The organism is Neisseria oralis (assembly GCF_045062685.1).
Lineage (GTDB): Bacteria > Pseudomonadota > Gammaproteobacteria > Burkholderiales > Neisseriaceae > Neisseria > Neisseria oralis.
In genome coordinates, this window is sequence record NZ_JBJGEB010000002.1 from 160,607 (window position 1) to 185,998 (window position 25,392).

Here is a 25,392-nt window from a genome sequence, read left to right on the forward strand (position 1 = left end):
ATCGTTTTCAGACGGCCTTCAAATAGTAAAAAGCCCCTGCTTTCCAAACAGAGGCTTTCTATCTTCCGAAGGGCAACCGAAATCAATCTACGATGGTCTGCTGACGCTGCTGCGACACATGTTGAGATTCGATATGCACGGCAGACTGGCTTTTCGGTTTCTCTTCAACGTTACTCGGCATAACGGGAGCAACTACCGGCGCGGATGCCGATTTCGCATCAGGCTTACCGCTCACTTCCACCACTTCGGCGCGTGCCGGACGCTGCTGTTCCACCGCAACGGGGGCAACATCTGCCTGCTCGGTCTGCGGCAAAAGCTGCCATACGGAAACCGCTACCGCCGCCACACTCGCCGCTATGGCAAAACCCTTAAACGCGTGATTCGACGCTTGTACAGGCAGTTCTTTAACCGGTTTAACTTGTCCCGCCTCATAAAGGCGTTTGTTTTCCAAACTGATTTCGGCTAAAGTCACCATAAAATTCGAGCTTTGGGCAAAATCGAAATCTTTACCCATGCCTTCTTTGCGGCTTCTGAGGCAATCACCGATTAAATGGTACTCATACCATTTTTGCGACGCTTCTTTATCGGCCAAAAGTTTATCCAGAATTTCTTCGGACAAACAGTCGTCATCCATTGCAATGGAAATATATTTGAATTTATCGTTTATTGTTGTCTGCATTTCTACCACCTTTGGTTCTCGGATGTATCCAACAAAGGCCTTAAGTCTTTTGCGATTACTTCGCGCGCACGGAAAATCCGCGAACGCACCGTACCGATTGGACAATCCATTATCTGAGCAATTTCCTCATAAGACAAACCGTCCATCTCCCTTAAGGTGATGGCTTTCCGTAAGTCGTCTGGCAGCTTGGAAATAGCTGCTTCAACAGTTTGCAATATTTCCCGATTGACCATTTCGGCTTCCGGCGTATGGTAATCCGCCACCTGATCGGACAAATCGAGAACATCCCCTTCTTCGTTGGCGGCTTCTGCACTAACAAACGGCCGCTTTCCCGAAGTAATTAAAAAGTTTTTCGCTGTATTGATGGCGATGCGATACAGCCATGTATAAAAAGCACTTTCTCCGCGAAAACCCGGCAAAGCGCGGTATGCTTTAATCATTGCCTCTTGCGCCACATCATTTACGTCATGTTCGTCTTTAACAAAACGGGTAATCAGTCTGAATAAGCGGCGTTGGTACTTTGACATCAACATTTCAAACGCTTTTTGTTCGCCTTGTTGCGCGCGCTCTACCAGCATTTGATCGATTTTACGATCATTCATATCTAACCTTTATAATTAACTGCATTATAAGTCATAATTCAGCAAAGCGTTCGTGCATTGCTGAGACAGCTTATTTGTAATTTAGTTCCGTAATATACTCTTGATACTCAAAAAAAACAGGGATTACCCCATTTTCAACTTGGAAATCTACGCCGGCCCTGAGGTTAGCAACTGCAACACACTCTTTATCGGCATTTATGATAATCGGCCAACTTTTTCGGACGAGCGGTAGGATATGGTATTCCTGCAACACTTTCTTTACCGGCTTTGTTCCGCAATCTAATTTAATTACATCACTATTATTCATGTTACGGACTATCCCTTCCTGTGCCAGCAACTCTTCCGACAATCCGAAAGGGCTAGGTTGTAAAACAAACCCGTTGTCCAACAGGATATCTTTCAGACGGCCTCTGATGACTTTTCCTTCGGATTTGGAAATTTTGTCCATTTTTTGCCGCAGCAGAGGGAACAGGCTTCCACGATACGAATAAACCGTTCCGGCAGGGAGCTTCCATTCGGCCTTATCCGATTCCATCAATACCCGTTCAAAGTCCGAAATACTGCTTTGCGAAGGTATTCCCAAACCGTGTTGCAACACAAAATGCCGCAATACATGGCGGCGGCGCCTGCTGCCCAAATTTCGCCATTTTGCTACGGAAAACCTACCGCCGCCGTACACAAATTCATAATCCTGCCGTACGATTTCGTCCAGCAGCTCCAAATCTTCCTGTAACGAACGGATATTGGACAAAATATGCCGGTCGAAATGCGGTATCCGTCCGCGCCATGCCGGTAAGGCTTCGTTGCGTAACCAGTTACGCAGATAGGCCGAATCTTTGTTGCTCTCGTCTTCGATAAAATCCAAATGATGCAGATCGGCATAATGCTGCAAGTCGCTACGGGTGAACGGAAGTAACGGCCGCCATATTTTCGTTTCAGCGTTTAAATCCCGCTGTTGCGGCATAGCGGCCAACGAACGCAGCCCGCCTCCGCGTGCAACGGCAAGCATAAAAGTTTCTACTTGATCGTCTTGATGGTGGGCCAACGCCAAAATATCGCTGAGGCCGTCTGAAAATACACGATAACGCTCGGCGCGGGCCGCCGCCTCGATACCCGAATTTCCTTTTTTGACCCGAACATGTGCAATACGGATAGGAATGCTCAAACGGTTGCAGTAATCAAGGCAAAATTCCGCCCAATCATCGGCGTTCGGGCTCAGTCCGTGATGAACATGTACGGCGCGCAGTGAGAAACCATGTTGTTGCCTCAAACAGGACAGCATATGCAGTAATACGACCGAATCCAGCCCTCCGCTCAAGCCGACTTCAATATCTTTGCCAGATAAGGATGGCGTTTCATTCATAAACAGGCATTCGAGCAAATCCATATTTATCCTTTTTCAGACGGCCTCAAAAAAAGCAGGCAGGCGACTTTCTACGCCTGCCTGCTCAAATACTGCTATTTTCTATTATTTTTCAGTGAACTGCCCATAAGCCATGATGCGGTCGAAACGGCGGGACAACAAATCGGCCATCGGGATGGACTGAGCTTCGCGAAGCTGTTCTTCCAACACCGCTTTAACGTTTTTCATAGCCGTTTGCATATCACGATGCGCACCGCCCAACGGTTCATTGATAATCCGGTCGATTAACCCCAAATCCAACAGACGTTTGGCGGTAATACCCAAAGCCTGAGCCGCATCGGCCGCTTTCTCTGCGGTTTTCCATAAAATCGAAGCACATCCCTCAGGAGAGATAACCGAATAAGTCGAATATTGCAACATATTCACATAATCGCCGACAGCAATCGCCAATGCGCCGCCCGAACCGCCTTCGCCGATAATCGTGCACAAAATCGGTACGCGCAGGCGTGTCAGTTCATACAGGTTTCGGCCGATGGCCTCGGACTGGCCGCGCTCTTCCGCACCGATACCCGGATATGCCCCGGGCGTGTCTACAAAAGTCATGACCGGCAAATTGAATTTTTCCGCCGTCTGCATCAACCGCAAAGCCTTCCGATAACCTTCGGGGCGGGGCATACCGAAATTGCGGCGGATTTTCTCTTTGGTGTCCCGACCTTTTTGATGGCCGACAACGACAACACTTTGGCCGTTGAACCGCGCCAAGCCACCGACGATGGCATGATCGTCCGCATAATGGCGGTCGCCGTGCAGTTCCTCGAAATCAGTGAAAAGCGTATTTATATAATCATAGGTATAAGGACGCTGGGGATGGCGGGAAACCTGTGAGATCTGTGCCGGTGTCAATTTGCTGAAAATTGATTTGGTCAAATCGTTGCTTTTCTTTTGCAGCCGTGCGATTTCATCGGAAATATCAACGGCCGACTCACCTTGCACAAAACGCAACTCGTCGATTTTATTGGTTAATTCGGCAATAGGTTGTTCAAAATCCAAAAAAACAGGTTTCATATTTATGAATCTTTCCACTGAATAGAATTCCGCCGCCATCATACGCCATACAGGAAGTTTTGGCAGTAGTTTGATGGTGGGAAAAATATGATTTTTATTAAAAAATCAAAGTATATTTATGTCGTTAGAGTATCAATACTGATTTTGTCCGCCGTATCTTATGATAAACTGGGTATCAGTTCAATCACTTCGTTCAAATCATGAAAAACGATCACGACACTGGCACTATGCGCTTGGACAAATGGCTTTGGGCGGCACGTTTTTTCAAAACGCGCGCGCTGGCTCAGAAGCACATCGAATTGGGGCGGATTTTAGTTAACGGCATGAAAGTCAAAAACAGTAAAAACATCACGGTCGGCGACACCATAGACTTAACGCTCAATTCATTACCCTACAAAATCAAAGTCGCCGCCCTCAACCATCAACGTCGTCCGGCCCCCGAAGCCCGTTTGCTCTACGCAGAAGATATGGACACAGCGGCACGGCGCGAACAACAAAGGCTGCTGGATCAGGCAAGCCGAGTCAGTGCTGCCTATCCCGACGGGCGCCCTACCAAGCGCGACCGCCGCCAACTTGACCGGATGAAGCGGGAAAGTTGGTAACAAAATCTTAATGAGGCCGTCTGAAACACTTGCAAATAAAAAACAGGCAGATTTTCCTGCCTGTTTTTTATTCGAGGCATCATTTAGAAATTATATTCCAACTGACCTCGGATTACGTTGACGTCTTGTTTTTCTGTTCCCACAGTAGGCGTAACCTGTTTGCCTGCCAAATAAAAACCTTTGAGCTTCCAGTTTTTCCACGGTATATAGGTTGCGCCAATTTGTACACCCTGTACGTTTTTACTGTAATCCTCAACCGAAGATACCCCGGAAAGCGAACCTACACGGCGGTAGTTCAAAAATACGTCATAAGAATTACGTTCTTTCCAATCGGCCAATTTGTAACGGACTTCAGTAAATATCCCGTCATTTTTGATTTTTTGGCCTGCGTCGTTGTAGGCCTTGATATTCGATTTGCTGACGGCTGCCATCCAATACCAATCATCGTTAAATTTGATGTCGGTACCGATTTCCCCGAAAACCGCATTTTTCTTCGAACCGCGGACATCAAGGTCTTTCATATAAGTGACCGTTGCTCCCACATTGATTTTTTCGTTAATTGGCAATTTGCTTTGCACGGAAGCAAAATGTTTGCGCCGCCCGCCGATGCCCCAAACATTGTCGTTCAAGTTACCTGTACGGCGGCCCGCCATAATTTTCGTCGGCAGTACTTTATTGTCAAAAAACAATTCGCCACCAGTTACTTCGGTATCCCAAACACGGCCGTAAGATGAAAATGCGCCGAATTTACCTACACGGGCTTTAATGTTGTTATAAACCGTCCCTTCCGCATAAAGTTTATTCATCGGTACATCATGATCGCCGTTGAATTTACCGGTTTCCAAATCTATATTCGGCTCGATCTGGCTGACCAATTTCCAGTCTTTATACAGTTTGGCACGCAGCCAAAATTCGGCATTAAAATTGCTGTTGGTATTTTTGGGTGTCGGATTGCTGGTACTGTTGTTTGCGTTGATGTCCTTATTATCCACACGTACGCGGAATGTACCGTTAACGGTCAGCAAATCATTGAAGATACTGATTTTATCGTCGTCTTTACGGACAATGCTGCCAGAATTGACATAATCGTTGGTAGTCGCCAATGAGGTGCTGTCTTTGCCGCCATCAGCAGTTTCTGCCGTGGCTGCAAGTGGGAAAGCCGCAAGGACAGCCAGTGTACAAGCAAGTTTTTTTTGGTTTTTCATAAAAATCTCCGGATTATCGAGGATAGAAACTGCAACATTATTACTTTTTCCGCTTCCGCCATCGGCGAAAACCGCGTTAACTATCGCCGGATGACATCGATGTCATCCGGCTGCAAAAATAAAACGCTTATAACTCGTCCCCTGATTAATTTATGTAAACATTATGTCTATAATCCTATGTAGTTTAATATATTCAGTCAAGTGAGTTTCACAAAATGTCCGAAATTTAAATACACTCTAAAAAATATTTGAATTTAGGTTTCAGCCAGCAACCATCATACAAATTGCCCTGTTCATGGAACCTCATGACTAGAACATAATCGGAAACCAATAATTAAAAGGATTTAATTATTTAAAACAAGCTATTAACCATATCATATAACGCCGTGCGCCGGATTCTGACAGTTTCTACCGCTGCGGTCATTTCCTGTTTCGAGCCGAAAAACACAAACCGTTTGCGCGCGCGCGTGATGCCTGTGTACAACAGCGCATTATTTAAACCGGAGAGACTGTCTTCATCATATGCCGATGCGACTGACGGCGGCACCAACCACACCTCGCGGTATTCAGAACCTTGGCTTTTGTGCACAGTCATAGCGAAGGCGGTTTCATGTGCAGGTAATCGGCTGACCGCCGTTTTTCTGAAACCCTCCATATCCGGGAAATAGGCAGCAAGCCCGTTGGCAGATGCCGTATCAGGCATAACCAGGCCGATGTCGCCATTAAATAAGTCCTGTATGTAGTCGTTGCGCGTAACCATGATAATTTGTCCGGCAAACCACGGGGTTTCTTCTGTTGCCCGTCCGAACCGTTGTAAATGGCGGCAATAGGTTTCATTGAATATTTCGGCATCTTTCCGCCATGCCGCCAATACTGCTACATCCGCCGCATGGCCGTATGCCAGCGCAACATTGCCGCTATCTACTGCCTGCCAATATTTTTCATGCCGTTGATACAACAACTTCGCTTGTTTTTTTACATCCGTCTGCATAACTTCCAGTTCTTCTGGAAACCTGCCGAACTGTGCCCAAGCCGATTCTGCATCTTTTGCAATGACCGCCCGTGCAAGGCAGCCGATGCCGCTGTCCGCACCGAAACGGTGGCTGACTGTAAGTCGTGCGGAGTTTTGCGACAACGGAACCGCTTTCTCGTCATCCACTAAAAAGCCATGTTCCGGCAGATATTCTGCCAATTTACCGGCTGTTTCAGACGATAAAACGGTATCTTGGGACAAAGCTGCCAAAACTGCTCCGGCACCGACCGACGGAAGTTGGTGTTCGTCGCCCAAAAAAATCACACGACAACCGTCGGGAACGGCGCGCAGTAACTGCAACAGCAATGAGGTATCCAGCATCGATGCTTCGTCTACCACCAAAACATCATAAGGCAGCGGCCGCCATCTGTTGTAGGCGGATTGCATTTGCGGAGGACGCAGCTCCAGCAAGCGGTGCACCGTCTGCCCTTCAAGCCGTACTAAATGACTGTAGATTTTCTCCGGCAGGCTGAAGCCGTCTAATGCGCGGTGCAGCGCACGAGCCATATGTGCGGCGGCTTTTCCGGTCGGCGCGGCCAATGCAATGCGGGGAAGCTGTCGGCTGTTGCTGCATATCAGTCCCAAAAGTTTGGCAACCGTGGTTGTTTTACCCGTCCCCGGACCGCCGGTAATCAACATAAACGATTGCAGTAATGCCAATGCTGCCGCGTCCCGTTGGCCTTCACTGCCTTTGTCTGCGAACCAACCGTGCAGGTTTTGCGCGGCCTGCATCCAATCTACTTTTTCCGCAGAGGGATGGGCAAGACGGCAGATTTCTGCGGCCAAATCCCGTTCTAGCTGCCACATCCGCCCCAGAAACAACCGTCTGCCTTGCATAACCAAAGGCATACCGCCCTGCCTGCCGACGATATTTTCCGCTGACACCAACTGCTCCGCTTCATCATCCGTCAACCGGATATAGGAATGCCCGTCCTGCAACGCGGCAAACAGGCGCAAGACATACGGCTCGGCTATTCCCGCTTCCGCAGAAGCGAAGCGTTGCAGGAAATCCAAAGCCGACTGCGCGGCAGACTGGTTCAAATCATTCTTTTCAACTGAATTGTTCATAATTTAATCCTGTAAAAAGGCCGTCTGAAAAGCATTATCCGATTCCCTATGCTTTCAGACGGCCTCCGGCGTTTGTCCCTAAAACAATGTTTATTTCATTATTTTACGCTTGCGTTTTATCGTGCAGATGCCCGTCTTTCATCGTCAGCACCCGCTCAAACCTGACGGCCAGTTCGTCATCATGCGTGACCACAATCAGGCTGGTATTCAGTTCGTTTTTCAAATCCAACATCATATCCAGCACGTTTTGTGCGTTTTTTCGGTCGAGATTGCCGGTCGGTTCGTCTGCCAGCAGGCATTTCGGGCGGGTTACCAAAGCTCGGGCGATTGCCGCACGCTGCCGTTCGCCGCCGGAAAGCTCGCTCGGACGGTGCAGGACACGTTGCGCCAAACCGACTTTTTCCAGCATCGCCACAGCCTGGGCTTCCGCCTCTGCCTTTGGTTTTTTGCCGATAAGCAGCGGCATCATCACATTTTCCAAAGCCGAAAATTCGGGTAGCAGATGATGGAACTGGTAAACAAAACCCAGATACTGGTTGCGCAAATGTCCCAACTGTTTTTGATTCAACTGCCCCAAATCACTGCCCATCAAGACAATGCGCCCTTCAGACGGCCTATCCAATCCGCCGAGGATATGCAGCAGCGTCGATTTGCCGCTGCCGGACGAACCGATGATACTGACGCTCTGCCCTTGCGAAACTTCCAAATCAAGGCCGTTCAAAACCTGCACGCTCAAAGCACCGTCGTCATATTTCTTAACGACTTTTTCACACTTCAAAATGACATTATTCATAGCGCAGAGCCTCCGCAGGTTGGGTTTTCGCCGCACGCCAGCTCGGATAGAGCGTGGCGATAAACGACAATGTCAGCGATATGAGTGCAATTACCGCCACATCGCGCGCATTGACATCGCTGGGCAGGTAGTCGATGAAATATATTTGGGAATTAATCAGGTGCACGCCGAACAATTCCTCAAAAAATTTCACGATTTGACCGACGCTCATCCCCAGTGCGACGCCGAAAACCACGCCGGTCAATGTACCGAAGAATCCCGCAAACGCGCCCTGTACCATAAAAATCTTCATCACGCCGCCCGGAGCCAGGCCCAATGTACGCAAAATCGCTATATCGGCCTGCTTCTCCGTAACCGCCATGACCAACGACGAAACAAGATTAAACGCCGCTACTGCGATAATCAACGTCAGGATAATGAACATCATACGTTTTTCCAGCTCGACCGCCTCAAAATAACTGCGGTTGTTAAACGTCCAGTCGCGCACCCATACTTTGTCCTGCTGTCCCGCCGGAATCAGGTTGGCGATAAAGTCGGGCGCATTTTGGGGATGGGCCAGTTTCAGGCGCAGCCCGCCGACATTTTCACCAAGGCGGTATAACACCTGCGCATCTTTAATATGTGTCAGTGCCAGCGAATTGTCCACTTCATACACCCCCGTTTTTACAATACCGACTACGTTAAACTGCTTCAAGCGCGGCACGACGCCGGCAGGCGTTACATTACCTTCCGGCGTGATGACGGTAACTTTGCCGCCCTTCTCCGTGCCCAGCGCCTCGGCCAACCCTTCACCAAGGATGATGTCAAACCCGCCCGGTTTCAAATCATTGAAGCTGCCCGAAGGCATATTGTCGCCGTAATCCACCACGTTTTTTTCTTCGTCCGGCAAAATACCGCGTATCTGCACGCCGCGCACTTCGCCGGCGTTCGCCAACAATGCCTGATCCGAAACATAAGGCGCACTGGCCAATACTTCTTTTTTCCCCTTCACGAATTGCCGCAGATTCTGCCAGTTTTCGCCGCCGCCATTGTCGTAATAACCGATTTCCGCATGAGGCGCCACATTCAAAAGCTGGCCGCGGATTTCCTTTTGAAAACCGTTCATCACCGACAGCACCACAATCAGCGCCATCACGCCCAATGCGATGCCGGCTATCGACACCATGGTGATAAACGACATGAAACCGTTGCGCTTTTTCGCCCGCAGATAACGCAGGCCGATCCAAGTTTCCAAAGAAGCCATTTTTATCAAAGCTGCCTTATGAATGAAAAATAAAACGCGTATTGTACCGTAAAACCGACAGGCCGTCTGAAAGCATACCGGTTGGGCGGGAAGACTGTTAAACGGCGAAAAACGCAGTAAATCAGGCCGAAAAACTTGCCAAAACCGCAAACCGCCCTTATTCTTGATTCCAAGGGCGCAAGTCTGCGTCTGTCAAAAAGGAAAACTCAATGAAATTTAATAAATTCTTGGCGTTAACCGCCGCTGCCGGCTTGGCTTTCAGCGTTAATGCGTATGCAGCCAAGGAAATTAAAATCGCATCAAACAACACACCATACAGTGAAGCCGACGTGCAGAAACTGGCCGCCACTGCCACAGGCATGGGCGTGAAAGAGCCTGTCAGCCTGAATGCCGCCGGCGGTACCGTTACCGTATCGGGCAGCAGCGCTACCAAGTGTACCTTCAAGGTGGGTGCGGGCGATACGCCGCAGATTCAGGGCGTAAGCTGCAAATAGTCAGCCCGTCAGCCAAATTAGAGGCCGTCTGAAAAATTTTCAGACGGCCTTTTGCCATGTCTTTTTGTTGACCTCCTCCGCTTGCGGTAAAAAAGCACCTGTGATTCCGATTGGCTCTACAAACCCGCAGGCCGTCTGAAACCTGCACCTGCGGCTTTCGGGTTATTCCTTTATCGAACGCCGCTCGTATACGGCCTGCGCCAATGTCCCTGCATCCACATATTCCAGTTCGCCGCCCAAAGGAATCCCCCGTGCGAGACGGCTGACTTTGTACGGCAGGTTTTTAAACAGCTCCGCCAACACATAGGCCGTGGCATCCCCTTCTGCGGTGAAATTGGTGGCGATGATGATTTCCTCGGTTTCGCTGTTTTGCAGCCGTTCGATCAGTTTGTCGAGCGCGACGGCGGATAAATCCATTCCTTGAGCAGGGCTGATTTGCCCCATCAGCACAAAATACAGGCCGTCGTGGCAATTTGCCGCTTCCATATTGGATACGTCGGCGGGCATGTGCACTATCATCAGCCGGTGCGGATTACGGTCGGGATCGCTGCAAATTCCGCACAACTCCTCCTCGCAAAAGGTGTTGCACAGTTTGCAGTGGTGCACCAATCTCAGGGCATTCTGCAAGGCGTCGACCAATTCCTGCGCCTCTTCGCGCTTATGCTGCAAAAGCTGGTGCGCCATGCGCTGTGCGGATTTGGGACCGACATTGGGCAGGACTTTCAACGCATTAATCAGGCGGGTAAAGGCATCGGGTTTCTTGTTCATGGTTTCAGACGGCATCTGTGGTCAAACGGGATTTCAAAAGCGAAACAAAACGGCCGGTATTTCCGGCCGTTGCAGCGTTTACTCGGAAGCGGCGTTGATTTTCTGCCCCCCTTCTTTCCGACCAATGTTTTTACTCAGATAACGTAACAGGTTGTTGAACGTACTGTTTACCTGTTGCTGCATCAGAAGCTGTTTGGCGGCGGGTATCTGCTGGGCGACGTTTTCCGGCGGTGTAACGGCCTGCACTTCCACAATCACCGGCGCGGGCAGCCCCTGCAACATCACGTAGGCGGGTTTGTCTTTGGACGGGCGGGCTTTGGCCAGCTCGCTGTAAGCTTCGGGCGGCATGGACTGACGCGCCTGTTCCGCCGTCAGTTTGGTTACGGGCGACCATTGCAGTTCGGTTTTCTTACCCGCCTGCAAATCGGCCAATGCGGCCCGGGCCTTTTTCTCGGCCAGCTTGACTGCTTCCGAACGAAGATAGGCGGCACGCACATCGTCTTTTACTTCGGCAAACGGCGCGGTTCTCTCTTCACGCACTTCTTTGACGCGGACGACCCATACGGTGTTGTCGTTGATGGTAATGGGTTCGGAATTGTGTTTTTTCTTCAAAACATCATCGCTGAACACTGCATTAATCAGTTCCTGCGGCATACCTGCCGCCGCACCGTTGGCCTTGGTCAGCCACTCGTCGGACAATTTGACTTCCAGTCCCAACGCTTTGGCGGCCTCTGCCAAACTGTTGGGATTGTTGAAAGCGGCTTCGCCCAGTTTCTCTTTGGCGGCATTGAATCCGGCGGCGGCTTTTTTCAGTTTCAACTCTTTTTCCAATTCGGCTTTTTCCTGCTCGAATACGGGTTTGTCCTGAATATTCAGAATTTTGATGATGTGGTAACCGTAGGCCGTCTGAACCACGTTGCTGATTTCGCCTTTCTGCATCGAGAATGCGGCGTTTTCAAATTCCGCACCCAAGCCACCGTCTTTCGGCATAAAGCCCAAATTGCCGCCGTTGGACGACGAGGCGGGGTCTTTGGAATATTGTTTGGCCAATGCGGGGAAGTCGGAAGGCTTCGCTTTTACCATCGCCAGCACTTTTTCGGCTTCCGCTTTCGCCGCCGCACGTTCTTCCGCACTGGCGTCCTGCGCCACGGGGAACAGGATGTGTGCGATTTCGCGGCGCGGCGGCAGTTTGTTGAACGCCTGACGCAACTCCGCGTCGCTGACGGTCTGTTTGTCGGCCAATGCCTGCGTGGTCAGCGCCACCAGCTCGATTTTCACGGCCTGCGGGATAATGTAGTCTTTTTTGTTGGCATCATAGTAGCGCTGCAATATCGCATCGTCGACTTTAATCTGTCCGGCAAAGGCTTCCGGATTGAACGTTACCGAACGTACGGTGCGTGCCGCCTGCGCTATGTTGACCAACTGCGCAGCCTGCGCATCACTGACGATGGTGCCGTTCTGTACCAGGTTTTGCAGATTTTGGAACAAAAACTGGTCGCGGATTTCTTCAACAAACTGGTCTTCGCTCATACGGCGCTGATTGAGATACTGGGTCAGCAGCGCCTGGCTGAACTTGCCGTTTGCATCGTGGAAACTCGGATCGTCCACGATAATTTGCTTAATCTGTTCTTGCGATACGGCGATGCCCATCTGTTTCGCACCTTGGGTCAGATACGCGCGCTGCAACAACGATTGGAACACGGCGTCGCGCGGCTGTTCGCCGCCTGAGGCCTGTATATTTTGCATGGCCAAGTTCAGGTCGTGGTCGCTGATTTTCTGATTGCCGACTTTGACGATATAGTCCGAATCAGGATTGGCAACAGTACTGACACCGAAACCGACGAAAGTCAGTGCAATCAATCCCAACAGGATTTGGGCGGGGCCTTTGTATTTTTCTACAGTATGGAACATGTTTTCAATTCAGACGGTGATTAATGGCAAAGGCGCATTTTAGCGTGTTTTCACCCGACATGCACCTTTCAGACGGCCTCCGCAAACCGTCGGGCCGTCTGAAGGGCTTGCCGCGGAACGGCTAGCGGCCGAACAGTGTCCGGTAGGATTCTTCGGAAAAGCCGACGTGAAAGCCGCCGTCCTTATCCAATACGGGTCGTTTGATGATACTGGGCTGCTCCGCCATCAGTTTGACGGCCCCCTGCGGGTCGGCTGCTTCCGCCTGCTGTTGCGGCGTCAGTTTGCGCCATGTCGTACCGCGTTTGTTGAGCAGCGCATCCAAAGGAATCTGCGTCAGCCATGATTCTATCAATCCGACGGAAGGCGGCTGCTTTTTGAAGTCGACAAACTCATACGCTAGGCCGTTGGCCGCCAGCCAGGCGCGGGCTTTCTTAACCGTGTCGCAGTTGGCGATACCGTAAATAACCGTCATTTCCTATCCTTGTCGCTTGCAGTGAAAACCGGCATATTCTACCGAGCAACGGAGCGATTTGTCCCGTCTGTCGAGAAAAATGCCGGTTTGCGGTTTCTTTTTCGGCAATAAACTTCTAGAATGGAGGCGTTTTCCAACCCGCATTTTTACGGAGTTTAATGATGAAGAAAACCGCAGCCGCCGTTGCCGCCCTGATGCTTGCCGCCTGTTCGGGAGACAGCCCGAGCAACGCCCTGTTTGAAAAAACCATCAACAATTACGCCAAAAAAGAAGGCGTCTGCCTGCCCCTGCTGCTGAACGTCCAAGACCCTTGGGGCGTGGAATCGTTCACTCCCGTGGCCTTGGGCAGCACTACCGTGAAAATCGCCGAAAAAGACAGCAAAGGTAACCGCATCAACAAAACCGCACTGAAACAGATGGAGCTGCTTGAAGACGAAGGTTTTTACGACGAGGCCGAATCTGAAACGCTGACCAAAACCGGCGGCGGGGAGAAAATCAGGCTGTCCGTATACAAACTGACCCGGAAAGGCACGGAACAGGTGCGCGGCGGAGAAGCCGAACCGCGTTTCTGCATCGGCCTTCAGAAAGTGGAAAAAATCAACTGGTACACCGAACCCGCTTCCTCCAACGGCATGACCGTTGCCCGTGTTTCCTACAAAGCGCGCATGGAACCGGAAAAATGGGCGGAAAAACTGATTCGGGCGGGCGGCGGTAATATGCCGTTTGACAACAAGGCCGCCGAACAGACCGCCGTATTGGTTAAGACCAACAAGGGATGGAAGGACATGCGCGAGCTGAACTGACCTGCCGCCTTCCGGCCGAAATGCTGCGGATGCCGTTTCAGACGGCCTCCGCAGTTTAGTTTATACGTGATAAAACATAAAATAATCGATAAATAACCAATAAGGAGTCCGAATCATGAATCATCCCCAAACAGCCATCATTCCCGACCACTGCAAAGCGGGCATTTTTATCGAAGCTGACATTCTTGCAAACAGGCAAAACGACATCAAAACCGCCTGCCGCGAAAGCCTGAAAGCACTGAAAGCCTTGCAGGACAAATATCCGGAAGACTCGCTCGGCATGACCGTTGCCTTCGGCAGCGACGCCTGGGCGGCTTTCGGCCATAGCGGAGAAGGCAGCGAAATCAAACCCTTCCGCCCGTTGGGCGGCGGTCTGGCTCCGGCCACGCAGCACGATATTTACGTCCATATCCAGTCCATGCACCAAGACACCGCGTTTGCCTTGTCGCAATCCGTTTTGGCCGCATTCGGCGGCAGCATCCGTATCGCCGGCGAAGTCCACGGTTTCCGTCTGCTGCAAGAACGCGGCTTGGACGGTTTCGTCGACGGTACGGAAAATCCGCAGGGCGACGATAAAGTCCGCGATGTCGCCATTATTCCCGAAGGCAGGCCCGATGCGGGCGGCAGCTACGTCCTGCTGCAAAAATACCGCCATGACCTGAAAAAATGGGACGCCGTGCCCGTTGCCGAACAGGAGGCGTCTATCGGCCGCAGCAAGGAAAGCAACGAGGAATTCAGTAAGGAAGTGCGGCTGCCCGACTCTCATCTCGGACGCGTCAATCTGAAGGAAAACGGCGTCGGCCTGAAAATTGTCCGCCGCAGCCTGCCGTTCGGCACGGTCAGCGGCGAACACGGCCTGATGTTTACCGCCTACTGCCACACCTTGCACAATATCGAAGCGCAGTTGGTCAGTATGTTCGGCGAAACCGACGGTAAAACCGATTTGCTGCTGAGGAACCTGTCCGCCGCCGTATCGGGAGCCTATTACTACGCGCCGTCGGTAGAGCGTCTGGAGAACCTGTAACCAATGGCCCGGAGGCCGTCTGAAAAAGCGCATCTGGATTTTTCAGACGGCCTCAGCAACCGTTTTCGCTTCCAGTCAGAATCTTATGTCCGAAAAAGCCCAAACATTCGACCCGCTGAACATTCCGATTGAAGGTACCAACCTTATCGAAGCCTCCGCAGGCACCGGCAAAACCTACGGCATCGCTGCGCTGTTTACGCGGTTGGTGGTGCTTGAACGGCTGCCGGTGGAAAGCGTGCTGGCGGTTACCTTTACCAAGGCCGCCACCGCCGAACTGAAAACCCGCCTGCGCGCCCGTTTGGACGAAGTGTTGCAGGTTTTGGAAAATATTTCGGATGCGGAAAACGGTTCAGACGGCCTCGACGCTTATTGTGCGGCACACCATCCGGACGACGCGTTTCTGCCCGCGCTGCTGCGGCGGGCTTTACGGCAGGAAAGCCGCAGCCGGCTGATTGTACGCCTGAAGGCCGCCATCGGCCAGTTCGACAACGCCGCCATCTACACGATACACGGCTTCTGCCAGCGGATACTGCGCGATTATGCGTTTCTGTGCAGTGCGCCGCTCGATGTGGAACTGACCGAAGACAACCGCGACCGCCTGCTGGTTCCGGCCCAAGATTTCTGGCGCGAACGCATCAGCGGCAACCCCGTCCTTTCCAAACTGGTTTTCAACCGCCGCTATACGCCCCAAACCATGCTGGCGCAAATCCAAAAGTTTACCGGCCGCCCCTATCTGGTTTTCAGACGGCCTGAAAACACATTGGAAGCCGCGCAACAGTCTGCACAAGCCGCTTGGGAAAGCATCCGTAGCAAGCTGCCCGAACTGGAAGCGGCTTTCTGGCGCATCCATCCCGCATTGAACGGCAGTTCATACCGCGGAAATACGTTTACCAGCGTCTTTGCCGAACTCAACGCCGCCGCCGGATACGAATCGTTGCCCAAACTGAGCAAAACAACCCATGAAAAGCTGCCGATGTTCTCAGCCGAAGCATTGGAAAACGGCCTCAAAAAAGGACAATCGCCCGACGCTGCCGCCTTCGCCGCTTTGCAGGAACTGGCAAATTTCGGCCGCGATTTAAATTCCGCCGCCGAAGCCGAACAAAATACCCTTACCCTGCTCTGCCTCGAGCTGCTCGACTATCTTGCCGACGCGCTGTCCGAACAAAAAAAAGCCCGCCGCGAACGCGGTTTCGACGATTTGCTGCTGGACGTACATCACGCCCTGACCGACAATCCGCACGCCGAAACGCTGGCGCAAACCGTCGCCCGAAACTGGCGCGTCGCCCTGATTGACGAATTTCAAGACACCGACCCGCTGCAATACGAAATCTTCCAGAAAATCTTTATCGCGCAAGGCAACCCGCTGTTCCTCGTCGGCGACCCCAAACAGGCGATTTACAGCTTCCGCGGCGCCGACATCTATGCCTACCTCCAAGCCGCCGAAGACGCGCGGCACCATTACACCCTCGCCACCAACTACCGCAGCCACGCCAAGCTGGTCGACAGTATCGGCATACTGTTCCGCCGCAAAAACCGCCCGTTTGTCTTGGAACGCATCGACTATGCCGACGTCGGCGCTGCGCGGGAAACAAGCAGGCTCACCCCCGCACGGCCGGCCGTTCAGGTGCGCTGGCTGCACGGTGCCGATACCGAACCGCCCAACAAAGACATCCTGCGCAAACGCGCTGCCGAATACTGCGCCGACGAAATCGCCGCCGCGCTCAACGATGCGGAGGAAGGCCGTCTGAACTTTAAAGACCGGCCGCTGCAATCGGGCGACATCGCCGTATTGGTTCGCACGCACAACGAAGGCAGCATGATTGCCCGCACACTGAAAAACCGCGGCATCCAAAGCGTGCTGCTGCACCGCACATCCGTGTTCGCCTCAGCCGAAGCCCGTGCAACCGCCTCCCTGCTCGAATTCTGGCTCGACCCGCGCCGTACCGAGCCGCTGCGTTTTGCCCTGGCCGGCGTGTTGTTCCGCTATACCGCCGACGAACTGCATGCGCTCAACCGCAACGAAGCCCGACTGCTCGACTGGATGGATTCCGCACAAACCGCCCACGAACAATGGAAACAGCAGGGTATCTACGCCGCCATGCAGCATTTTTCCGCCCGACACGGCATTGAAGCCCGCCTTCTGTCGCAAGACGGCGAACGCAGCCTCACCAACTACCACCAGATTCTCGAACTGCTCGCCGAAGAAGATGCGCACAACCGCAATCCGTCGTCGCTGTACCAATGGCTGCTGGAACAAATCAGTCTCGCCTCCGGCGACAAAAAAACTTCCGGCGAAAACGACCTGATACGGCTGGAAAGCGACGAAGCACTGGTTAAAATCGTAACCATGCACGCTTCCAAAGGTTTGCAGTATCCGCTCGTATACTGCCCCTTCGTTTGGGATGCGCAACCTCTCAAATCCGGCGACTGGCAGATACTCCACCGCAGCGGCGGCGCAGCCGAACTTCTGGCCGGGCACCAGCTTGACGATGCAGACCAAGCCCGTCTTGCCGACGAAGAAACTTCCGAACGCCTGCGCCTGCTTTACGTCGCCCTCACCCGCGCGGAAGAGCAGCTCAATATCTATGCCGCCTGTTGCGACGGCACTCCCGACAACACTTTCGCCTACCTGCTCGAAGGCCGTGCGGACAGCAGCCGCGGAGAAACCCAAAAAGCCTATCTCCACCGAAAAAGCGGCAAGGGCGGGAAAACCGCCCTGATGCAGATGCTGGAAGACAACTGGCGGCAGTTTATCGCTCACGCTCCCGATAACACCGATTTCGCCTTCGCCGACAAAGCCCCCGCAGAAGCCGCCTCGCAGAGCAGACGCGGCGGCGGCATAACCTACCGCGCCGCCGTCATTCCCGAACGCAGTTTCGACATTGTCCGCCACACCAGTTTTACCGGCCTCAGCCGCCACGTTAAAACCCGCGACGACGAACGCGAAGAATTGCAACCCGCCCTCGACCCTGCCGAAAATATCGAAAGGCCGTCTGAAAACATTGTTTCAGACGGCCTGACCGATGCAGAAGACATCCATCATTTTCCGCGCGGCACCAATGCCGGTATTTGCCTGCATGAAATACTGGAAAAATTCGACTTCTCCCTCTCCGCCGCCGAACAAGCCGAAACGGTGCGGGAAAGCCTCTCCCGCTACGGCTTCGAACCCCGATGGCAGCCTGCCGTCCATACCATGCTGGACCACTGCCGCCTCGCCCCGCTGACCGCGGCGTATGCGCTTGCCGATATTCCGCCGCAAAACCGCCTGCCCGAAATGGGTTTCACACTCTACATGGAAGACTTCGGACTTGAACGGTTGCGCGCATGGTTTGCCCGCCCAAACAGCGGCCTGCCGCCCGAATGCGCCGAAGCCGCCCGAATGCTCGATTTCAAAGACGTACAAGGCTTCCTCAGCGGCTTCATCGACATGGTTTATCAAGATTCAGACGGCCTCGTCTGCATCATAGACTACAAATCCAACCACCTCGGCAACAATGCCGAAGCCTACACTCCCCAGGCCATGAACGAAGCGATGGCGCACCACCACTACTATCTGCAAGCCTTGATTTACGCCATCGCCGTCGCCCGTTACTACGCACTTCGCCGCCGCCCCTTGCCGCGAATCGCCGTCCGCTACCTTTTCCTGCGCGGGCTGGACGGCGGGAAAAACGGCGTCTGGAGCTGGAACATAGACACCGCGGATTTAACGGAATGGTTGTGAACAATCCGGGCCGTCTGAAAGCTCATTTCCAAGCAGTCCGATATAAACACAATCCTTTGATTAAAATAATAATTTATTAATTATCGCATATTAGGCTATTCAGTTTTGCATACCTTTTCAAAGCCTGTATTTCCAGTTTACAGCCTTTTTGCGACAATACCCCCTATTCGTCAGGGGAGTTTTCTACCTTGGCGGAGAAGATAAATACAAACCGCATACCAAAAGGAAACAACGGTGAAACGCATTTTTCTGTTTCTTGCTACCAATATCGCCGTATTGGTCGTCGTCCGCATCATCTTGGCCGTCCTCGGCATCAACGGCACCGACCAAGTCGGCAGCCTCCTGGTTTATTCCGCCGTAGTCGGTTTCAGCGGCTCGATTATTTCGCTGCTGATGTCGAAAACCGTCGCCAAAAATTCCGTAGGCGCCGAAGTCATCACTACGCCGCGCAACGAAGAGGAAGCGTGGCTGCTGGAAACCGTAGCCGCACAGGCCTACCAATGGAACCTGAAAACGCCCGAAGTAGCCATCTACCATTCTCCCGAACCCAACGCCTTTGCCACCGGTGCGAGCAAGAACAACTCCCTTATCGCCGTCAGCACCGGCCTGCTCGACCATATGCGCAGGGACGAAGTCGAAGCCGTCCTCGCTCATGAAATGGCGCACGTCGGCAACGGCGATATGGTTACGTTGACCCTGATTCAGGGGGTGGTCAACACTTTCGTCGTCTTCCTTGCCCGTATCGTTTCCAGCATGATTGCCCGCAGTAACGACGGCAGCTCTTCACAAGGAACCTATTTTTTGGTCAGCATGGTGCTGCAAGTTGTTTTCGGTTTCCTCGCCAGCATTATCGTGATGTGGTTCAGCCGCCAGCGTGAATACCGTGCCGACGCGGGAGCAGCCAAACTGGTCGGAGCGCCGAAAATGATTGCCGCACTTCAACGGCTGAAAGGCAGCCCCAGCGACTTGCCGCAGGAAATGAATGCAATGGGTATCGCCAGCGACACCCGCGATTCGCTGTTGAGTACGCACCCCTCGTTGGATAACCGCATCGCCCGTTTGAAGGCCCTTTAGTCTGTTCCGCGGGTTCTATTACCCATACGAAAAGCTGCCGGAATAATCCTCCGGCAGCCTTTTTGTTTTCAGACGGCCTTTTGGCTACTTCTGCCAATAAGTCTTCACGTTAACGAACTCATACAGGCCGAATTCGGATAATTCCCTACCGTAGCCCGAATCTTTCACCCCGCCGAAAGGCAGACGCAGATCGCTGCTGGTATGACGGTTGATGAATACCGAACCCGCATGGATTTTTTCAGCGAAGCGCCATGCTTTTGCAGTGTCCGCGGTATAGATGCAAGCCCCCAAACCAAAAGGCGAATCGTTGGCCAGTTCGACAGCATGTGTTGCACCTTTCGCCCGCAACAACATGGCAACCGGACCGAATACTTCTTCACGGTATACGCGGCAATTCGGATTGACATGATCCAATACCGTGGCGGGATAAAACCAGCCGCCACCATCGGGAACAGTGCCGCCGAGTAAGCATTCCGCACCGTTATCCAATGCATCTTCCACTTGTTCGTGCACCCTCAAGCGCAAATCGGCGCGGTGCAGCGGAGCCAGCGTCGTGTCCGCATCCAACGGATTACCGGTTTTCAGTTTGGCGCACTCTGCAAGGAAAAGCGGGATAAATTTTTCGGCAACGGCTTGGGTTACGATAATTCGTTTGGCTGCATTGCAGGATTGGCCCGCGTCACGGAAACGCGAATAACAGGCCTCTTTCGCCGCTTGGGCGAGATCGGCGTCCGGCATGACGATAAAAGCGTTGCTGCCGCCCAACTCCAATACGCTTTTTTTCAGATGGGCTCCGGCATGTGCAGCCAAAAGGCGGCCGGTAAAGGTCGAGCCGGTGAATGCCATCGCGTCGGTATGCTCAATAGCCTTCAGCGTATCGAGTTCATCCAGCCAAGCGGGAATGACAGGCAGCCCGCTGCCGATGATGTCGAACAATGCGGCCGTTACGCGGGAGACGCTGGGAGCAGGTTTAACCGCACAGGCATTACCCGCGCACAACGCAGGAACGGCAAAACGTAAAACCTGCCAGACGGGATAGTTCCACGGCATCACAGCCAAAACCACGCCCAACGGTTCGAAGCGGACTTGGCTAAGGCTTGCCTGAGTGGCAATGGTTTTATGTGCCAGCAGTTCAGGGGCAAGACGGGCATAGTAGCGGATGAGTTCGACCGATTTATTCAACTCAGCCCTGCACTCGCGCAGACAGCGACCGACTTCCTCACACATCATTCGCGCCAACTTGTCCTGATTTGCTTCCAAACGGGCGGCAAAATCGCTCAATAATGCCGTGCGTGCGGTAACGGGTAATGTAGAAAACGATTGTTGTTCGATTCTGAGACAGTGCAGTTTTTGCAGAAACGACTGCCATGACTCGGCTTCGCGGCGGCAGAGTTCCGAACCGTCGGCTGGATTGTGACTGAGAAACAAAATCGGCTCCTTTGTTTTGCTTATCGTTGTTATTGGAAAAACGTATTATATGATGAGGCCGTCTGAAAATGTAGTGCATTGTAGTGAACACTGTTTTCAGACGGCCTCCCAAAATGTGCCGGATTAGGATACAAGCATTAAGGGGTTGCTTCACTTTGCATGTTTAACGCCGATTTCCTTTATAAAATGGAAACATTATGAAATAAGCTGCGGGAAAATCGCTTTTAGTCCCGCCACGATAATTTCCACCGACACGGCGGCCAGCAGCATACCCATAATGCGGTTGAGTATCGTCAGACCGGTATCGCCTAAAAAGCGGCTGATACGGGAAGATGCCATCAGTACGGCATAACAAATCAGGCTGATGAGCAGGCCCGCCGCAATAATGGAAATAATGTCCCAATAATTTTTGGCTGCCGAGGCATAAATAATCACGGTAGAAATACCGCCCGGACCAACCATCATCGGAATAGCAATCGGCACTACGGCGATAGCGTTGATATTTTGGTCATTTTTAGGTTGCTGTATGGTGATTTCCGCTTCTTCCGAAGTGCCTAAATCGGGTTTTGCCGGATTACTGTTGCCGTTCATCATGGAAATGGCAATCAACAAAACCAAAATACCGCCGCCCACTTGGAACGAACCAACGCTAATGCCCAGAAGTTTCAGCAAAAAGCCACCGGTCAGTGCAAAAACAGTAATGACGATGAAAACAGTCAGTGCAGCAACCGAAGTGATTTTACGCCGTTCCTTCGTATTATGGTTGCGCGTCAAATCAAGATAGATGGATAAAGCGCCGAAAGGATTAATCAACACCATAAAAGCCAGTATCAGCTTTGAAATCTCAACACCCAAACCCATACTTACTCTTTCCCTTTAAATCTGTTTTCGTTGCCTATGCTCATCAAAAGAGCCAATATCATCATGATGGAGAGTGTTGCCGTACCACCATAGCTGACCAGAGGCAGCGGTACGCCGACGACAGGCAGGATACCGCTGACCATCCCCATGTTTACGAACGCGTAACAGAAAAACGTCATGGTTAGCGCACTTGCCAAAGCGCGGCTATACAATGTTTCCGCCCGTGCGGCGATAATCAGCCCGCGCGCCAAGATAATCAAATAAACCAAAAGCAGCAATACATTACCGATAAGCCCGAATTCTTCTCCGAACACGGCAAAAATAAAGTCGGTCGTTGCTTCCGGAATATAGTCGAGATGGGTTTGCGTACCGTTAAGCCAGCCCTTGCCCCAAATACCCCCCGAGCCGATGGCAATCATCGACTGGATAATGTGGTAGCCTGCACCAAGCGGGTCTTGCGTCGGATCAAGCAACGTCAGAACACGGGTACGCTGATAATCATGCATACCGAAATTCCATAGCAGAGGCAACATACCGATAAACCCGATTACGGCAACCAATATGGCTTTCCACGGCAAACCTGCAAAGAAGACGACCAGGAGTCCCGAAGCCATAATCAGTGTTGCAGTCCCCAAATCGGGTTGTTTCAAAATTAAGGCGACCGGAATCATCACTATCAACAGTGCGGCGAAATAATGCTTCCAGTTGAGACTGTCCTCATAACGCTGAAAATACCATGCCAACATAACCGGCAACGCGATTTTCATAATTTCGGACGGCTGAATGCGCGTAAATCCAAGATTCAGCCAACGTGTGGAGCCGTTTACAGTAACCCCCGCCACTTCCACACCTATCAACAGCACCACACCCAATATATAAAACGGCGGTGCAAATTTTGCTATTGCCTGCGGGCGGATACGGGCGATAACCCAAAGCAGCATAAACGATAAAACCGTATGCAGGGTTTTGTTTTCAAGTTGGCCGAATTCCTGCCCGTCGGCAGAATAAAGCAGGAAAAGGCTCATAACGTAAATCAGCAACATGGCGAAAAACAGCCATGAATCGATAGGCGACCAAAGTTCCCGCTTGATTTTGCCTAAAACCTTGACTATTTCATTCACTTCATTCCCCTTGTACCGCACTTGCCGCCGCCGTGCTTTCCGCATCAGCATTAGCATTGGTATTGATGCCATAGGCCGTCTGAAAAACCGTTGGAGCCGTCATACTTCTTTCGGAATGCCTGCCGCCGGAAATATTTTCCGCAGGAGGCTGTATACCCTGCTTCAGGTTGAGCATATAAAAATCCGTCAGACTACGTGCCAGCGGAGCGGCACTGGCTCCCCAACCTCCGTTCTCCAGAAGTACGGCAATGGCAATTTCCGGTTTTTCCAATGGAGCGAACGAAATGAACCAAGCATGGTCGCGGTGGCGTTCGGCAAGAGCGGCAGCATTATAACTGCGTCCCTGTTTAATCTGTACCACCTGCGCCGTACCGGTTTTCCCTCCCATGCTGTATGCCAATCCTCCGCCGATACGGTGTGCGGTTCCGCCCGGTTGCAGCACTTTCTCCATAGCGCGCTTGACGTACTCGAAATTATCTTTTTTAAAAGGTATGGTCTTCGCCGGATTCGGATTGATTCTAGTGATTTCTCTGCTGCCGTAATTCAACAGTTCTTTAGCAAGATGCGGCTGATAAACCACGCCGTCATTGGCCAATGATGCAGTGGCATGAGCCATTTGCAGGGGGGTATAGGCGTTGTAGCCCTGTCCGATACTGACAGAAACCATCTCCCCCGGCATCCATTCCCTTGCCGCCTTATTTTTGGATTTGGCAAACCGTTTAGCTTTCCATTCCCTACTCGGTAATACGCCGCGATACTCGTTCGGCAGGTCTATGCCGGTTATAGAACCGAAACCGAATTCAGCCAATTTGGGACTGGCTTTGTCTATGCCCATTTCGTAACCTAAACGGTAGAAAAACGTATCTGACGAAACCTGAATAGCCTTGCTCAAATTTGCTGAACCGTGGCCCCTGCGCACCGAATCCCGGAAGACATGGCGGCTACCCGGAATGCTCCATGCCCCCGGAGCAGGAATGACTGTATTTTGCGTAATTTTTCCACTTTCCAACAAAGCCATACCCATAAACGGCTTAAACGTAGAACCTGGCGGATAAAGCCCTTGCGTTACACGGTTAATCAACGGTCGCTGCCAGTCTTCGTTCAATGCCTTCCATGTATCTCCGTCGATACCGTCAATAAACAGGTTCGGATCGAACGAAGGCTTGGAAACGAATGCCAAGACATCACCGTTTTGCGGATTGATGGCAATCAATGCACCACGCCGACCTTCCAACAGGCGGTCTGCTTCCAACTGCATACGGATGTCCAGCGTAAGACGCAAAGTTTGCCCCATTTTCGAAGGAACGTTTTTCAATACACGTACGACATTACCGTAAGCATCTTTTTCCACCTCCTGATAACCGGGCACGCCGTGCAACTGGTTCTCATAATATGCTTCTAAACCCGACTTACCGATATGGGTACTGCCGCGATAAAGTGCGGTCAGGTTATTTGCATCCAACTGCTCTTGATCTCGGTCACTGATGCGGCCGATATAGCCTAGGAAATGTGAAGCTAATTTCCCATAAGGGTATTCGCGGAAAGTGCGCGAATTGATTTCCACACCTTTAAATTCATGCAGATGTACTGATAATTTTGCAGCTTCTGCATCGGTCAGCCTTAGTTTCAAAGGGATATTTTCAAATTTGCGGTAAGCAACACGAAATTTCTCAAAACGTTTCAAATCAGTTTTACTGATTTCCACATACGCACCCAATGCCTGAATCAAATCCTCCATCCTACCTTCAATCTTGCTCGGAATGACTTCCAACGAAAAAGCAGGATAGTTTCTAGCCAACGACACGCCGTTTACATCTACAATATCCCCACGAGCCGGAGGCGTAGGGATAAGCGTAATACGATTACTGGACGCCTGCCCCGAAAACTCATTGCGATGCAGTATCTGCAAATAAACAAACCGGGCAAACAACAGACTGAAAAAAAACAGAATCAGGGCGAAAGCGACAATCAGCCGTAACCTGAAATCGCGTTTCACCCTTAAAGCCGCTTCCTGCTTATCAATCTGTTTGGCGGGTCGGTCAGATTTAATCTTATTCATTGG

General features: G+C 51.8%; 21 protein-coding genes. 6 read left to right on the plus strand and 15 right to left on the minus strand.

All coding sequences use genetic code 11. From position 1 onward, the window contains the following. Nucleotides 1-82: 82 nt before the first annotated feature. From ACI43T_RS02695 to ACI43T_RS02710, 4 genes are all read right to left on the minus strand, one after another. Nucleotides 83-679, minus strand: coding sequence for an RseA family anti-sigma factor (locus ACI43T_RS02695; protein WP_405385471.1), 597 nt, complete (start codon nucleotides 677-679; stop codon nucleotides 83-85). Nucleotides 680-681: 2 nt separating this feature from the next. Further along, a complete protein-coding gene (gene rpoE / locus ACI43T_RS02700; RefSeq protein WP_009173504.1) occupies nucleotides 682-1,281 on the minus strand; it encodes an RNA polymerase sigma factor RpoE in 600 nt (199 codons plus the stop codon). A 70-nt stretch (nucleotides 1,282-1,351) separates the two neighbouring features. After that, a complete protein-coding gene (gene tilS / locus ACI43T_RS02705; RefSeq protein ID WP_405385472.1) occupies nucleotides 1,352-2,668 on the minus strand; it encodes a tRNA lysidine(34) synthetase TilS in 1,317 nt (438 codons plus the stop codon). A gap of 81 nt (nucleotides 2,669-2,749) precedes the next feature. Further along, nucleotides 2,750-3,709, minus strand: coding sequence for an acetyl-CoA carboxylase carboxyltransferase subunit alpha (locus tag ACI43T_RS02710; protein WP_009173502.1), 960 nt, complete (start codon nucleotides 3,707-3,709; stop codon nucleotides 2,750-2,752). A 200-nt stretch (nucleotides 3,710-3,909) separates the two neighbouring features. Between ACI43T_RS02710 and ACI43T_RS02715 the strand changes: the two genes are divergently transcribed. Continuing rightward, a complete protein-coding gene (locus ACI43T_RS02715) occupies nucleotides 3,910-4,311 on the plus strand; it encodes an RNA-binding S4 domain-containing protein (protein ID WP_297956454.1) in 402 nt (133 codons plus the stop codon). Nucleotides 4,312-4,394: 83 nt separating this feature from the next. On the opposite strand, the gene ACI43T_RS02720 is transcribed toward ACI43T_RS02715, so the two are convergent. From ACI43T_RS02720 to ACI43T_RS02735, 4 genes are all read right to left on the minus strand, one after another. Then, nucleotides 4,395-5,516 (minus strand): hypothetical protein, encoded by a 1,122-nt coding sequence (locus tag ACI43T_RS02720; protein WP_405385473.1) that lies wholly within the window; start codon nucleotides 5,514-5,516, stop codon nucleotides 4,395-4,397. Nucleotides 5,517-5,868: 352 nt separating this feature from the next. Beyond that, complete coding sequence (gene recD / locus ACI43T_RS02725; protein WP_405385474.1) at nucleotides 5,869-7,617, minus strand: exodeoxyribonuclease V subunit alpha; 1,749 nt, start codon at nucleotides 7,615-7,617, stop codon at nucleotides 5,869-5,871. Between the two features lie 103 nt (nucleotides 7,618-7,720). Continuing rightward, nucleotides 7,721-8,410 carry a lipoprotein-releasing ABC transporter ATP-binding protein LolD gene (lolD, locus tag ACI43T_RS02730; protein ID WP_377081023.1) on the minus strand — a complete coding sequence of 230 codons (690 nt, stop codon included), beginning with the start codon at nucleotides 8,408-8,410 and terminating at the stop codon, nucleotides 7,721-7,723. Next, on the minus strand, nucleotides 8,403-9,653 hold the full coding sequence (locus tag ACI43T_RS02735) for a lipoprotein-releasing ABC transporter permease subunit (protein WP_009173497.1): 1,251 nt from the start codon (nucleotides 9,651-9,653) through the stop codon (nucleotides 8,403-8,405). The genes lolD and ACI43T_RS02735 overlap by 8 nt, the downstream gene beginning before the upstream one ends. 209 nt (nucleotides 9,654-9,862) lie before the next feature. Here ACI43T_RS02735 and ACI43T_RS02740 point away from each other — a divergent pair, with 209 nt between their 5' ends. Next, nucleotides 9,863-10,147, plus strand: a complete 285-nt coding sequence (locus tag ACI43T_RS02740; protein ID WP_009173496.1) for a hypothetical protein — start codon at nucleotides 9,863-9,865, stop codon at nucleotides 10,145-10,147. 162 nt (nucleotides 10,148-10,309) lie between these two features. On the opposite strand, the gene recR is transcribed toward ACI43T_RS02740, so the two are convergent. The 3 genes from recR to ACI43T_RS02755 all read right to left on the minus strand — a co-directional run bounded on the left by recR (nucleotide 10,310) and on the right by ACI43T_RS02755 (nucleotide 13,298). Further along, entirely contained in the window at nucleotides 10,310-10,915 is a 606-nt protein-coding gene (gene recR, locus ACI43T_RS02745; protein WP_308022226.1) for a recombination mediator RecR, read from the minus strand. Between the two features lie 78 nt (nucleotides 10,916-10,993). Further along, entirely contained in the window at nucleotides 10,994-12,826 is a 1,833-nt protein-coding gene (locus ACI43T_RS02750) for a SurA N-terminal domain-containing protein (RefSeq protein WP_405385475.1), read from the minus strand. A 121-nt stretch (nucleotides 12,827-12,947) separates the two neighbouring features. Continuing rightward, nucleotides 12,948-13,298: an arsenate reductase gene (locus tag ACI43T_RS02755; RefSeq protein ID WP_009173493.1), complete on the minus strand. Its 351-nt coding sequence runs from the start codon at nucleotides 13,296-13,298 to the stop codon at nucleotides 12,948-12,950. A gap of 158 nt (nucleotides 13,299-13,456) precedes the next feature. Here ACI43T_RS02755 and ACI43T_RS02760 point away from each other — a divergent pair, with 158 nt between their 5' ends. The 4 genes from ACI43T_RS02760 to htpX all read left to right on the plus strand — a co-directional run bounded on the left by ACI43T_RS02760 (nucleotide 13,457) and on the right by htpX (nucleotide 19,920). Further along, a complete protein-coding gene (locus ACI43T_RS02760; protein WP_405385476.1) occupies nucleotides 13,457-14,101 on the plus strand; it encodes a hypothetical protein in 645 nt (214 codons plus the stop codon). Nucleotides 14,102-14,216: 115 nt separating this feature from the next. Further along, on the plus strand, nucleotides 14,217-15,125 hold the full coding sequence (locus ACI43T_RS02765; protein ID WP_405385477.1) for a Dyp-type peroxidase: 909 nt from the start codon (nucleotides 14,217-14,219) through the stop codon (nucleotides 15,123-15,125). 85 nt (nucleotides 15,126-15,210) lie between these two features. Continuing rightward, nucleotides 15,211-18,846: an exodeoxyribonuclease V subunit beta gene (gene recB / locus ACI43T_RS02770; RefSeq protein WP_405385478.1), complete on the plus strand. Its 3,636-nt coding sequence runs from the start codon at nucleotides 15,211-15,213 to the stop codon at nucleotides 18,844-18,846. 234 nt (nucleotides 18,847-19,080) lie between these two features. Next, on the plus strand, nucleotides 19,081-19,920 hold the full coding sequence (gene htpX, locus ACI43T_RS02775; protein ID WP_009173489.1) for a protease HtpX: 840 nt from the start codon (nucleotides 19,081-19,083) through the stop codon (nucleotides 19,918-19,920). 84 nt (nucleotides 19,921-20,004) lie between these two features. Here htpX and ACI43T_RS02780 read toward each other — a convergent pair whose 3' ends face one another. The 4 genes from ACI43T_RS02780 to mrdA all read right to left on the minus strand — a co-directional run bounded on the left by ACI43T_RS02780 (nucleotide 20,005) and on the right by mrdA (nucleotide 25,389). Then, on the minus strand, nucleotides 20,005-21,348 hold the full coding sequence (locus ACI43T_RS02780; RefSeq protein WP_405385479.1) for an aldehyde dehydrogenase family protein: 1,344 nt from the start codon (nucleotides 21,346-21,348) through the stop codon (nucleotides 20,005-20,007). A 195-nt stretch (nucleotides 21,349-21,543) separates the two neighbouring features. Beyond that, nucleotides 21,544-22,209, minus strand: coding sequence for a MarC family protein (locus ACI43T_RS02785; protein WP_009173487.1), 666 nt, complete (start codon nucleotides 22,207-22,209; stop codon nucleotides 21,544-21,546). 2 nt (nucleotides 22,210-22,211) lie between these two features. Continuing rightward, complete coding sequence (gene rodA, locus ACI43T_RS02790) at nucleotides 22,212-23,330, minus strand: rod shape-determining protein RodA (RefSeq protein ID WP_377080520.1); 1,119 nt, start codon at nucleotides 23,328-23,330, stop codon at nucleotides 22,212-22,214. A gap of 1 nt (nucleotide 23,331) precedes the next feature. Further along, the gene (gene mrdA / locus ACI43T_RS02795; protein WP_405385543.1) at nucleotides 23,332-25,389 is read right to left on the minus strand and encodes a penicillin-binding protein 2; all 2,058 of its coding nucleotides are present in this window, start codon (nucleotides 25,387-25,389) and stop codon (nucleotides 23,332-23,334) included. Between the last annotated feature and the right edge of the window lie 3 nt (nucleotides 25,390-25,392).